Annotated in this window: 9 protein-coding genes and 1 pseudogene; 4 read left to right on the forward strand and 6 right to left on the reverse strand. The window is 65.9% G+C overall.

Annotation, left to right across the window (positions count from 1 at the left end; all coding sequences use genetic code 11):
• Window positions 1-75 precede the first annotated feature (75 nt).
• The 3 genes from MHY23_RS01475 to hutU form a co-directional block, all read right to left on the reverse strand.
• On the reverse strand, window positions 76-846 hold the full coding sequence (locus MHY23_RS01475) for an amidohydrolase family protein (protein WP_181889270.1): 771 nt from the start codon (window positions 844-846) through the stop codon (window positions 76-78).
• Window positions 847-2,040, reverse strand: coding sequence for an imidazolonepropionase (hutI, locus tag MHY23_RS01480; protein WP_181889269.1), 1,194 nt, complete (start codon window positions 2,038-2,040; stop codon window positions 847-849).
• 91 nt (window positions 2,041-2,131) lie between these two features.
• Complete coding sequence (hutU, locus tag MHY23_RS01485; RefSeq protein ID WP_239306115.1) at window positions 2,132-3,823, reverse strand: urocanate hydratase; 1,692 nt, start codon at window positions 3,821-3,823, stop codon at window positions 2,132-2,134.
• 459 nt (window positions 3,824-4,282) lie between these two features.
• Here hutU and MHY23_RS01490 point away from each other — a divergent pair.
• Both MHY23_RS01490 and MHY23_RS01495 read left to right on the forward strand, forming a co-directional pair.
• Window positions 4,283-4,510, forward strand: a pseudogene (locus MHY23_RS01490) (transposase); the annotation flags it as partial.
• 108 nt (window positions 4,511-4,618) lie between these two features.
• Window positions 4,619-5,731: an IS30 family transposase gene (locus tag MHY23_RS01495; RefSeq protein ID WP_239306193.1), complete on the forward strand. Its 1,113-nt coding sequence runs from the start codon at window positions 4,619-4,621 to the stop codon at window positions 5,729-5,731.
• A gap of 218 nt (window positions 5,732-5,949) precedes the next feature.
• Here the strand turns inward: MHY23_RS01495 and hutH are convergent, their stop codons facing one another.
• Together hutH and MHY23_RS01505 are read right to left on the reverse strand one after the other, a co-directional pair.
• Entirely contained in the window at window positions 5,950-7,491 is a 1,542-nt protein-coding gene (gene hutH / locus MHY23_RS01500) for a histidine ammonia-lyase (RefSeq protein ID WP_239306116.1), read from the reverse strand.
• A gap of 32 nt (window positions 7,492-7,523) precedes the next feature.
• Window positions 7,524-8,258, reverse strand: coding sequence for an IclR family transcriptional regulator (locus MHY23_RS01505; RefSeq protein ID WP_239306117.1), 735 nt, complete (start codon window positions 8,256-8,258; stop codon window positions 7,524-7,526).
• Between the two features lie 37 nt (window positions 8,259-8,295).
• Here MHY23_RS01505 and hutG point away from each other — a divergent pair, with 37 nt between their 5' ends.
• Window positions 8,296-9,246, forward strand: coding sequence for a formimidoylglutamase (hutG, locus tag MHY23_RS01510; protein WP_239306118.1), 951 nt, complete (start codon window positions 8,296-8,298; stop codon window positions 9,244-9,246).
• 11 nt (window positions 9,247-9,257) lie between these two features.
• Here hutG and MHY23_RS01515 read toward each other — a convergent pair whose 3' ends face one another.
• Window positions 9,258-10,766, reverse strand: a complete 1,509-nt coding sequence (locus tag MHY23_RS01515) for a YjiH family protein (RefSeq protein ID WP_239306119.1) — start codon at window positions 10,764-10,766, stop codon at window positions 9,258-9,260.
• Between the two features lie 190 nt (window positions 10,767-10,956).
• Here MHY23_RS01515 and MHY23_RS01520 point away from each other — a divergent pair, with 190 nt between their 5' ends.
• Window positions 10,957-12,510, forward strand: coding sequence for an alanine/glycine:cation symporter family protein (locus MHY23_RS01520; RefSeq protein WP_239306120.1), 1,554 nt, complete (start codon window positions 10,957-10,959; stop codon window positions 12,508-12,510).
• Window positions 12,511-12,569: the final 59 nt, after the last annotated feature.

Genomic DNA, 12,569 nt, shown 5'->3' on the forward strand with positions numbered 1-12,569 from the left:
CGCGCCTGCGCTGAGGCGGGGTGCCGGGGCGCTGGCGGCGCGCTTCACGCTCCGGACGCTCTGAACGCTCCGCTGTTACTGCGCTGCCAAGCGGTACAACCCAGCGGCGTTGTTCCAGAACACGTCGTCGGCAAGTTGCTCGCCGCCCAATTCCAGAGCCACTTCTTCGGCCAAGGCGAGGTCGGCCACCGCGAAGGGGCGGCGCGCCCGGGTGGACGGGAGATCCGTGCCCACCATAAGCGCACCAGGGTTGGTTCGGAGGATCGCCCGCATGGCGCTGGCGGGATCGAGCTCAACGCGGCCGAACCCGGTTGCCTTGACCATCGCGCCGTGTTCCACCAGGCGCAGCAGCGCCTTCAACCCGTCTTCGTGCATGCCCAGGTGGTCGATGCTCACCCGCGGGAGGCGGGTCAGCACCCGCTCGAGATCCGGAAGCTCCCGGGCATCGACGTAGAGTTCGGTGTGCCAACCGGCGACGTCGAAAACGCGGTTAGCCAGCAGCTCAAGGTCGTCCACACCCGCGGAGCCGCCGCGTTTGAGGTTGAAGCGCACTGCGCGCACACCGGCGCGGTCAAGCTCCGAAATGCTTTTCGACGAAACGTCCGCCGGAAGCTGCGTGACACCGACGAAGTTGGGGCCCAGTACCGCGAGCGCCTCGGTGAGGTAGCCCTGGTCGAACCCTTGGAACGAACCGGAGACGACCGCACCTCCGCCCACTCCCAGCCCGTCGACGCGGGCGACGTAGTCCTGGGCCGTGAACGCATCCGGCATGAACCCGTTGTTTTCCACCAGCGAGTGGGTGGGGTCGATGACGTGGAAGTGCGCGTCGAAAAGCGGGCGAGGCATTTAGCCGTAGACCTTCTTGCCGGCGACCCAGGTCTGCCAGGTGATCGGCATGCCGGGGCGGTACGCCAGGTTGATGGCGTTTTCGGCGTCGAGGATGTGCAGGTCGGCGGCCGCGCCCGGCACCAGCGTGCCCTTCGCCGGACGGCCCTGGGGGTCCTTGCCGTCGCCGACGTTGTGGCGTCGCAAGGCTTTGGCGCCGCCGGTGGTGGCGGCTTCGATGGCCTCGTCGAGGGTGAGGCGCTGCTGCAGCACCGCGGTGGTGACGCAGAAGTTCATCGAGGACGTAAACGAGGTGCCCGGGTTCAGGTTGGAGGCGATGGCGACGGTGGCGCCGGCGTCGATGAGCTTGCGGCCCGGGGCGAGCTCCTCGCGGGTGGACAGGTCGCAGGCGGGCAGCAGCGTTGCGACGGTTTCCGATTCCGCCAGCAGCTTGAAGTCCTCATCGGACAGGTAGTTCACGTGGTCGACGCTGGCCGCGCCCATCTCCACGGCGAGCTTCACACCCGGGCCCTGCCCAAGCTGGTTGCCGTGCACGCGAACGCCCAGTCCAGCCGCCTTGCCGGCCTCGAGGACGCGGCGGGACTGCTCCTCGTTGAACGCGCCACGCTCGCAGAACACGTCGATCCACTGCACGTGGTCCTTCACCGCGTCGAGCATCGGGCCGACGACCTCGTCGAGGTACTCCTCGGCATCCGCCCCCGGCGGCACGAGGTGGGCGCCGAGGAAGGTGACCTCGTCGACGTGGCGGGCGGCCACGCGCGCGGCCTCGGCCTCGGATTCGACGTTCAGGCCGTAGCCGGTCTTGGTCTCAAACGTGGTGGTGCCGAGCGCCTGCGCCGCGGCGATGCGCTCCGCCACCAGCTTGTCCAGGCGCTCCTCGCCGGCGGAGCGGGTGGCTTCCATGGTCACGGCGATGCCGCCGGCGGCGTAACCTTTGCCGGCCATGCGCGCCTCGAATTCCTCGGCGCGGTTGCCGTCGAAGACCATGTGCGAGTGGGAGTCCACCCAGCCGGGGAGCACAGCTCGCTTCTCGACGTCTACAGTTTCCTCCGCCTTCGCCGCCTCAGCCGGCGCCTCGTTGGCGGGGCCGACCCAGGTGACCACGCCGTCGTCGATAAGCATTGCGGCGTCTTTGATCGTGCCGAGCTCGGAGACGGTGCGCAGCTCGGAAATACCGGTGATGAAGGTGCTCATGAGTGCCTTTCTTTGGGGGTTTTGCAGGGCCCAGGGTAATGAAAAGCGCTGACGCGCCCGCGAGGGGAAACGTCAGCGCTTGAGGTGCGGATTAGTCGCGCGCCTTGAACTCCATCGGGATGCGCACGCCGCGCTCCTTGGCCACCTCGTTGGCGCGGGAGTAACCGGCGTCGACGTGGCGGATAACGCCCATGCCCGGGTCGTTAGTGAGCACGGCCTTGAGCTTCGCCTCGGCGAGCTCGGTGCCGTCAGCCACGGTGACCTGGCCGGTGTGGATGGAACGGCCCATGCCCACGCCGCCGCCGTGGTGGATGGACACCCAGGTCGCGCCGCCGGAAACAGCGGTCATGGCGTTGAGCAGCGGCCAGTCCGCGACAGCGTCGGTGCCGTCGAGCATGGACTCGGTCTCGCGGTACGGCGACGCCACGGAACCGGAGTCCAGGTGGTCGCGGCCGATGACGATCGGGGCCTTGACCTTGCCCTCCTTGACCAGGTTGTTGAAGATCACGCCGGCCTTGGCGCGCTCGCCGTAGCCAAGCCAGCAGATGCGCGCCGGCAGGCCCTCGAACTCGACGTACTCCTCAGCGGCGTCCAGCCAGCGGTGCAGGTGCTCGTTGTCCGGGAAGGCCTCCTTGATGGCCTGGTCGGTGACCTTGATGTCTTCCGGGTCGCCGGACAGCGCAACCCAGCGGAATGGGCCGAGACCCTCGCAGAACAGCGGGCGGATGTAGGCCGGGACGAAGCCCGGGAACTCGAAGGCGCGGGTGTAGCCGGCCTTGCGGGCCTCGTCGCGGATGGAGTTGCCGTAGTCGAACACCTCGGCACCTTCGTCCTGGAACTCCACCATCGCCTGGACCTGTGCGGCCATCGCCTCGCGGGCCTTCTTGGTGAAGGTGGTCGGGTCCGCGTCGGCCTCGTTGTGCCAGCTCTCGAACGGGATCTCGGTGGGCAGGTAGGACAGCGGGTCGTGCGCGGAGGTCTGGTCGGTAACGATGTCCACGGTGAACTCGCCGGCGCGGTGGCGGCGCAGCATCTCCGGGAACACCTCAGCGGCGTTGCCCACCAGGCCCACGGACAGGGCGCGCTTCTCGTCCTTCGCCTCGGTGACCAGCTTAATTGCCTCTTCGAGGTCGGTGGTGACCTCGTCGAGGTAGCGCTTGCCCTGGCGGCGCTTCAAGCGGCCCTCGTCAACGTCCACGATTAGGCAGGCGCCGCCGTTGAGGGTGACGGACAGCGGCTGTGCGCCGCCCATGCCGCCGCAGCCGCCGGTCAGGGTGAGGGTGCCGGCCAGCGTGCCGTCGAAACGCTTCTTCGCAACAGCCGCGAAGGTCTCGTAGGTGCCCTGCAGGATGCCCTGGGTGGCGATGTAGATCCAGGAGCCGGCCGTCATCTGGCCGTACATCATCAGGCCCTCGTCCTCGAGCTCGCGGAAATGCTCCCAGTTCGCCCAGTCGCCCACCAGGTTCGAGTTGGCGATGAGCACGCGCGGCGCCCACTCGTTGGTCTTCCACACACCGACCGGCTTGCCGGACTGCACCAGCAGGGTCTCGTCGGACTCGAGGTCCTTGAGCGTATCGACGATCGCGTCGAAGGCCTCCCAGCTGCGAGCAGCGCGACCGGTGCCGCCGTAGACGACCAAGTCGTCCGGGCGCTCCGCAACCTCCGGGTCGAGGTTGTTCTGCAGCATGCGCAGCGGCGCCTCGGTCTGCCAGGACTTCGCCGAGATCTCAGTGCCGCGCGGGGAGCGGACCTCGCGTGCGCCTTCGGACCAGTTCTTCGCCATGGGAATTCCTTTCTGTTGTTGCCCAATCGAGGTATCGGATAGACAGTAACGCCCGTCACACGGGTTGGGTTGGTCGGTTTTGGGCGATTTGTCTCGGATATGAGACTTTTGGGTGGTGCGGGGTGGGGCGTTTGGCACTGGTCGCGCGGGAAAGCACAGACCCTGGGAGCCAAAGCCTGGGAACGGCCAAAATCGGCGGGAGTTGTCAGTGGGTGAATGCGCCACCTCGACTTGGAGGTTGTTGTGGCTGGTCGTTGGACTCCGAAGGATGTGAAGGCTGCTTCTGTGGCGCGGCTTGTTGCAGGCGATGATGTCGGCGAGATTGCTCGTGATGCCGGAGTGGCAGAGGCCACGGTTTATGAATGGGTCAAGCAAGCTGGCGCGCTTTCGCCGAAGATGGCGTTGGCGCGTGCACGCGACCAACTTATCGGCGATGCGGTGGCGTTGGTGATGTCAGGGATGTCGGTACCGGATGTGGCTGCGACGTTGGGCACGTCACCAGGGGTGTTGTACCCGAGGTTGGCGAAAGTCGGTGTGCTGACCGAACTGCAGAAAAAGCCGCGCATCACCCCGCAGCAAAAGGAAGACGCGGTCGCACGGGTGTTGGATGGTGAGCCGGTGAAACGCGTTGCTGATGCATATGGCATGTCGACTAATTCGGTGTATCGCTGGGTGCAGCAAGCACGCCAGGAGAAGGCGGGCGGAAACCGTGATGGGGTGCAGCCGGCCAACACGCCGGAGGCTTGCACGGTAAAACCACCTGCGCACAGCAAAGTTGATTCCGTGCCAGCACCAATGAAAACACAGGCAGGTAGCGCGCCTGCCGACCATGCCGAGGACCGTGTGAACGTCGGCCGCGGGGTCCAACTGTCGTTTGAAGACCGCCTGACGATCCAACATGGGTGCAGCCAGGGATTGTCAGCCAGACAGATCGCCACACTTCTGGGGCGCCACCACAGCGTGATCAGCCGGGAGATTGCCCGCAACGGATGGGAAATCATCGACGATGACAGCGGTGAGGTCAAGGTGTTCTACAACGCCCGGCGTGCCCACGCGGGTGCTCAGGCGCGTGCGTGCCGGCCGAAGGTGCGCAAGCTTGATGACAACCCGGTGCTTCGCGCTGTGGTGGTGGAATGTCTTGCCCGCCGGTGGTCACCCGGGCGCATCAGTGTGTGGCTTCAGCATGCTTTCGCCGATGATGAAAGCATGCGTATTTCCCACGAAGCGATCTACAGTGCCTTGTACATCCAGGGCAAAGGCAGCTTGCGCGCCGAGCTTGAAGCGGTGATGAAGACCCAAGATGTGCTCATCCGCGGCGGGAAACGCCGAAAAGCCCGGCCCCGCAACGCGGGTCTGCTCACCGGCAAGCCGTGGATCAAAGGTGCTGAAATCACCAAGCGCAGCCCAGAAGCCGACGACCGGGCAGTCCCCGGGCACTGGGAAGGCGATCTTGTCATCGGCAAGGGCGGCAAAAGCGCGCTGATTACCCTGGTGGAGCGCACCAGCCGCTACACCCTGCTTGGACATCTGCCCACCGAACACACATCGATGACGGTGATTGCAACGATCCAGCAGATGGTCAAAGACCTCAACGCCGAACAGCTCAAGACCATCACCTGGGACCAAGGCGTGGAAATGGCTGAAACCGCACGTGTGTGCATCAAAGACGGCTGCGAGGTGTACTTTTGCGACCCGCACTCGCCGTGGCAGCGGCCGACCAACGAGAACACCAACGGTGAGATCCGCCGCCGGTTCTACAAGAAAGGCACCGACTTCGCCGAAGTAACCCCCGAGCACGTCGCCTGGGTACAAAACGAACTCAACGACACACCACGACAAGTCCTCGGCGGAGCAACACCACGTGAAATACTCGAGCAAATATTCAAACGTGGCGCATTAACCGCTTGATCCCGCCGCGCGATCCCAGGCTTTCGATCCCAGGGTCTGTGGGAATTGGGGAGTGAGCGCGGCGCGGTTCCTGACACATTGCGGCGGCCGTTTGTGGCGACCTGGGGCGATCGGGGCCGCCTGACAGATTCCGCCGCGAAGTGTCGGGGATGTGAGGATTTGTTCACTCGCCAAGGCGCGGCGGGCACACAACCGGGAGCCCAAAGCCCCCCAAACGCCTAACGCAGTTGGCCCACCACGGCCTCGACGGCCTCGACGTAGTCGCCACCCTTGACCAGCTGTACGGAGTGCTCGATTTCGGGGGAGAGGTAGCGGTCGGTGCCGGGGCCGTCGACAAGCTTGCGCAGCGTGGACACGGCGGCGCCGGTGCCGGCGGAGGGCTCGCCGTGGCGCATGTCCAGGGCACGGGCGGCGGTGAGGATCTCCACGGCGAGCACGCGCTGCAGGCCGTCGATGCTGCGGCGCAGCTTGCGGCCGGCGGACCAGCCCAGGGAGACGTGGTCTTCCTGCATCGCGGACGACGGGATCGAGTCGGCGGAGGCGGGCGCGGCGTTGCGCTTGAGCTCGCCGACGATGCCGGCCTGCGCGTACTGCGCGATCATGTGGCCGGAGTCCACGCCCGGGTCGCCGGCGAGGAAGGCGTTGAGGCCGCGGTTGCGGGCGGGGTCCAGGAAGCGGTCGGTGCGCCTTTCGCTAATCGACGCCAAGTCGGCCACGACAATCGCCAAAAAGTCCAGCACGTAAGCCACCGGTGCGCCGTGGAAGTTGCCGTTGGAGGCCACGCGGCCGTCCTTGGCCACCACGGGGTTGTCGTTGGCGGCGGCGAGCTCCCGATTGGCCACGGTAGTCACGTGTGCCAGCGTGTCGCGGAATCCGCCGGCGACCTGCGGGGTGCAGCGGATGGAGTAGGCGTCCTGCACGTCGTTGGCCTTGAAGCTGTCCAGGGCGGCGGCGAGGATCGGCGAGTCCGCGGCGACGGTGCGGATGTTGTAGGCGGAATCGGCCTGTCCCGGGTGGGGGCGCAGCTCCTGCAGGTCCTCGTCGAAGACGGACAGGGTGCCGTTCAGGCCCTCGACGCTCATGGCGGTGGCGATGTCGGAAACCTTGGCGGCTTCGCGCAGGTCCGCGATGGCAAGGCAGAGCATGCCGAGCATGCCGTCGGTGCCGTTGATCAGCGCCAGGCCCTCCTTTTCGCGCAGCACCAGCGGCTCGATGCCTGCAGCGGAGAGGGCCTCAGCCGCCGGGACGATCTCGCCGCCGCGGACGCGGACGTCGCCCTCGCCGAGCAGCGCCAGCGCGCAGTGGGCCAGTGGGGCAAGGTCGCCGGAGCAGCCGAGTGAGCCGTACTCGCGCACCACCGGGGTGATGCCGGCGTTGAGCGCGGCGGCGTAGGTCTGCGCCACCACGGGGCGCACGCCGGTGCGGCCCGTGCACAGGGTGGACAGACGCAGCAGCATCAGCGCGCGGATGACCTCGTCTTCCACCTCAGGGCCGGTACCCGCAGCGTGGGAGCGGACCAAGGAGACCTGCAGCTGGGCGCGCATGTCCTCCGGGATGTGTTGGGTGGCCAGCGCGCCGAAACCGGTGGAGACGCCGTAGACCGGGGTCGGGTCCGCGGCGAGCTCCTCGACGCGCTGACGGGTCGCGGCAATCTCATCCAGGGCTGCCGGGTCGATGGCGACCTCGGCTCCGTGGCGGGCGACGGCTACCACATCCTCGATGGAAAGGGGCCCAATTCCAACTGAAACTGTCTGTGTCATGGGCGTGATGGTAGCCCATAACGTGCGCCTGATCACACATTCCCGAAGAACTGTGCGCGCAACCCGTCGGCGGCGCCTTCTAGCGCGCTGACCAGTTGTTGCGTGTCCGCGCTGCCCACGGCGAAGGTCACCGCGAGCGCCGCCGCCGGGCGCGAAAGGTGGTCCAGCACCGCCACCGCCACGGACTCCTGGCCGCGCGAGATGGCTTCGCGCTCGATGGCGAACCCTTGGCGTCGATAGGCAGAAAGCTCCTCTTTGACCTCGCTGTAGCGGCGGCGCTCGCCCGAGGAGTTGTACGCGGCGCGCAGCTCCGCCTCCGGCAGCTGCGCCAGCATGATGCGCCCAGAAGCGGTCTTCAGCGACGGCAGGCGCACGCCCACCTCCGTGACCAGCGACACCGCGCCGGGGGCGCGCACCTCGTGCAGATACACAATCTCCGGTCCGGCAAGACGCGTCAGGTGCGCCGAACCGCCCGCGAGCTGCGCAATCCGTGCCAGCGGCTTCGTGGCCAGCCGCACTAGGGGCTGCTGCGTGGTGTACGCCTGCGCCATGCGGTAGGACGCCAGCCCCAACCCGTACGTGCCGGGCTTGCGCAAGTGCACCACAAACCCGGAATCCTCCAGCTCGCCCAGCAGGTGGTAGATGGTGGAACGTGGCAGGTCCAGCTCGCGCTGGATGCGGGTGGCGGAAATCGGCGCGTCCGTGGTGGACAACAGCGCCAGGATGCGCAACACGTTGTGCGCGGCGGGAACCTGCGGCTTAGTCATCGCAATAAGTATGCCCACGGCGCTACCCTCGGTGGGCATGAATACCGTAACTGCACCGCTTTTCACCCCCGCTTCCAACTGGTCCGGCCGCGACGACGGCCCCGGCCCCGAGCACGCCCGCTGGCACAGCGTCGTCGACACCGCCGCCGAGCCCACCGAGGGCGCCGTGCACCTGATCGGCTACGCGTCCGACGAGGGCGTCGAGCGCAACGGCGGCCGCCAGGGCGCGGCCAAGGGGCCGGAGGCGTTGCGCGCGGCCCTCGGCTCACTCGCGGTCCACGAGGACACAAAGCTTGTCGACGCCGGCACCGTGACCACCCAAGACACCGACCTCGAAGGCTCCCAACGCGAGCTGTCCGACCGGGTGCGTGATCTCGTGGCGGCGCAGGGCGCGGACGGGATGACGGTGGTGCTCGGCGGCGGGCACGAAACCTCCTTTGCCACCCACCGCGGCGCCTACGAGGCGATCGGACCGATGCAGGTGATCAACTTCGACGCCCACTTCGACCTGCGCACCGAAACCCGCCCCACCTCCGGCACCCCGTTCAAGCAGATCGCGGGCCTGGTGGGCGAGGACTTCGACTACAACGTCTTCGGCATCTCCAAGCCCAACAACACCAAGGTGCTCTTCGACACCGCCGACGAGCTCGGCGTGACCACCGTGCTGGACACCGAACTGGCGGAGATGACCGTGCGCGAGGCCGCCGAGCGCGCCGTCGCGGCGGTGGAAGGCGACCGGCCCATCCACCTCTCCATCGACCTGGACGTGCTGCCGGCGGCGGTCGCGCCGGGCGTGTCCGCCCCGGCCGGGTTCGGCGTTGAGTACGCGATGCTGCGCGCGATGGTCGCCGCGGTGGCTGCGACGGGGCGCGTTGCGCTTCTGGACGTCGTAGAGCTCAACCCCGACTTCGACGTGGACAACCGCACCGCCAAAGCTGCCGCGCGGCTGATTGACGATGCGGTTGTGGGGGCGAAGCTGCGTCGATAGGCAGCTGCTTCTTAGAAGAGCAGGTGTGCCACCGGCACGGTGATCAGCACGGTGAGCACCACGCGGATGAACCAGATCTGCACCATCTTCCAGATGCTCAGCGGGATGTCGGTGGCCAGCACCGCCGGCACCATTGCCGAGAAGAAGAAGATCTGGCTCACGCACACCACAGCCATGGTGAACTTCAGCACCATGTCATCCGAGCCTGCGCTGAGCGTCGCCGGCAGGAACATCTCCGCCAGGCCCGACGCGAGCGCGCCCGACGTCGTCCACGGATCCGGCAGGCGCAGCGCCCACACCAGCGGGAAGAACGCGACACCCAGGATCTTGAACACCGGGGTGTAGGTGGCCAACACCAGGCCGATCGTGCCCACGGCCATGATGCCCGGGGTGACCTGCACGGCCATGATCAAACCATCGCGGAAGTTCGCCCACAGCACCTTGCCCAGTGAGTCAGCACGATTGAGCTCCAGCTTCGCCTCGCGCCACGCGGCCTTGAAACGGTTGCCTTCGATCTCTTTCTCCGGGTGCGGGGTGGCGCCCGGGTAGTAATCGTCCGGAATGCGGGTAATGGGCGGGATGCGCACCACGATCGCGGTGACGATGAAAGTGATGATGAACGTGATGAAGAAGTACGCCGTCCAGTGCTCCATCATGTCCAGCGTCTTCGCCACGATGACCATGAACGTCGCGGACACGGTGGAAAAACCCGACGCCACAATCGCCGCCTCGCGGCCGTTGTAGCTGCCGTTTTTGTACATGCGGTCCGTGATGAGCAGGCCCAGTGAGTACGATCCCAAGAACGACGCCACCGCGTCCACCGCAGACTTGCCCGGGGTGCGGAACACCGGGCGCATAATCGGCTGCACCATCACGCCGATGAACTCCATCAGGCCGAAGCCGACCAGCAGGCCCAGGAAGATCGCACCCACCGGGATGAGCAGGCCCACCGAGATGACCAGCTTGTCCAGGATGAACGGGCCAATCTCCGGATTGAACAGCCACGCCGGGCCGAAGCCGAACGTGAGCATCGCGCACAGCACGATCGCCAGCACCGACAGCCCCGCGAACGCCATACGCGGGTAATCCTCTTTCCAGCGCCCGGAGACGAACTGGTAGATCGTGCCCGCGATGATGGCGAACAGCGCCAGGTAGCGGGTGCCTTCCCCGAGCGTGGTGGTGATCCAGCTGACAATGTGGTCCAACAGAATCGTGGACTTGGAATCGCCGATGGAAAACGGCACGAAGAACGCGAAGATGCCGATGGCGCTGTAGACGAAGAAGCGCCACACGGCCTTCGGCTTCGGGTCAGCCTCGGGGGCGGTGTCCTGTGGTGCGGGTTGGCCCTGGTTTTCGGCGCGGGTGATGGTTTCGGTGTTGTCGGTGGGGTCCTCGATGCCCTCGAAGCTGGGGTTGTCCAGTTCCGGGATGAGCGCCTCCGCGCCCGCCGGCAGGTTCTTCACCGGCCAGGCGGGGGAAAACCTGCGCCGGGAGTTCACCGGCTTCGCAGTCTCGTTCATGGTGTCCTTCCATCTCGTGCGTTTAGCACCGCAAAACCCTGCGGATATTGCGCAGAACGGAATTTTTCGGTGTCGGCGCATAATTTTTACATCAAAAGTGACGCAAGGCACAACTGGATGGCCTATGTTCTCTAGTTACCTGCAAGGTTTTCCAAAAAAATCCCAGCGCATACCCCTTTAGGAGGGTCCCGTGGAAGGTTTTATTGACACCCTCAACGGCGTGATTTGGTCTAACGCCCTCGTGTATCTGTGCCTCGGCGCGGGTGCGTACTTCACGCTCGTCACCTTGTTCCTGCAGATCCGTTGCCTGCCGGACATGATCCGCCAGCTCAAGTCCGGCGAAAGCTCCGAGCAGGGCATTTCCTCGTTCCAATCTCTGATGATCTCGCTCGCCGGCCGTGTCGGCGTGGGCAACATCGCCGGCGTTGCCACCGCCATCGCGTTCGGCGGCCCGGGCGCGGTGTTCTGGATGTGGCTGGTGGCCCTGCTCGGATCCGCCACCTCGTTCATCGAGTGCTGCCTCGCCCAGATTTACAAGGAGACCGACCGCGACACCGGCGAGTACCGCGGCGGCCCCGCCTACTACATCGAGAAGGCGTACAAGCACACCTCCGCAGCCCCGTTCATGCTGGTCTACGCCATCATCTTCGCGGTGTGCATGCTGCTGGCCACGTCCTACTTTCTGCCGGGTATTCAGGCCAACGGCGTGGCCGCGGCCGTCGATAATGCATGGGGCATCAACATTTGGGTCTCCGCCACGATCATGACCGTGCTGCTCGCGTTCATCATCATCGGCGGTGTCAAGCGCATCGCGAACTTCGCCTCCATGGTCGTGCCGTTCATGGCCGGCATCTACATCATCATTGCCATCGTGGTGCTGTTCGCGAATGCTTCCCAGATCCCCGAGGTCTTCGGCACCATCGTCCGCGCCGCCTTTGACAAGGAGGCCGCGTTCTCCGGCATGCTCGGCGCCGCCATCATGTGGGGCGTCAAGCGCGGCATCTACTCCAACGAGGCCGGCCAGGGCACCGGCCCGCAGTCCGCAGCAGCAGCCGAGGTCTCCCACCCGGCGAAGCAGGGCTTCGTCCAGGCGTTCGCCGTCTACATCGACACCCTGTTCGTCTGCTCCGCCACTGCCTTCATCATCATCTCCACCGACATGTACAAGGTCTTCGAGGGCCAGTCCGAAGATGGCGCTGTGCTTTACGACGGCTCCCTGCCCGACGGCATCCCCGTCGGCCCCGGCTACGTCCAAGAAGGCCTGAACTCCTTCTCCGCCGGCCTCGGCCCGTCGTTTATCGCCCTGGCAATCATGTTCTTCGCCTTCACCACCGTGCTGGCGTACTACTACATGGCAGAGACCAACTTCACCTACCTGAACCGCTGGGTGAAGAACGAAGGCACACGCAAGGCCATCATCTGGATCCTGCGCGCCCTAATCCTCGTGGCCGTGTTCATCGGCGCGACCACCACCCCGGGCACCGCCTGGGCGCTCGGCGACATCGGTGTGGGTGCCACCGCATGGCTCAACATTGTGGCGATCATCTTCCTGCAGGTCCCGGCGCTGAAGTGCCTGTGGGACTTCCGCCGCCAGAAGAAGGCTGGCATTGACCCGCACTTCGACCCCGAGGCGCTGGGCATCAAGAACGCCGACTTCTGGGTGGAGCGCAAGAACCGCATGATCGAGGCGGGTACCTGGCCGGGCGTTGAGGGCAAGGTGGTCACTACGACCCGCAACAACTAGCCGTAATCAAACCGGCTACCTAGGCGGGTGTGGTCTGTTTTCCGGGGCGGGGTGATCAC

Origin of the sequence: Corynebacterium sp. ACRQP (assembly GCF_022345915.1) — a bacterium.
Taxonomy (GTDB): Bacteria; Actinomycetota; Actinomycetes; order Mycobacteriales; family Mycobacteriaceae; genus Corynebacterium; species Corynebacterium lehmanniae.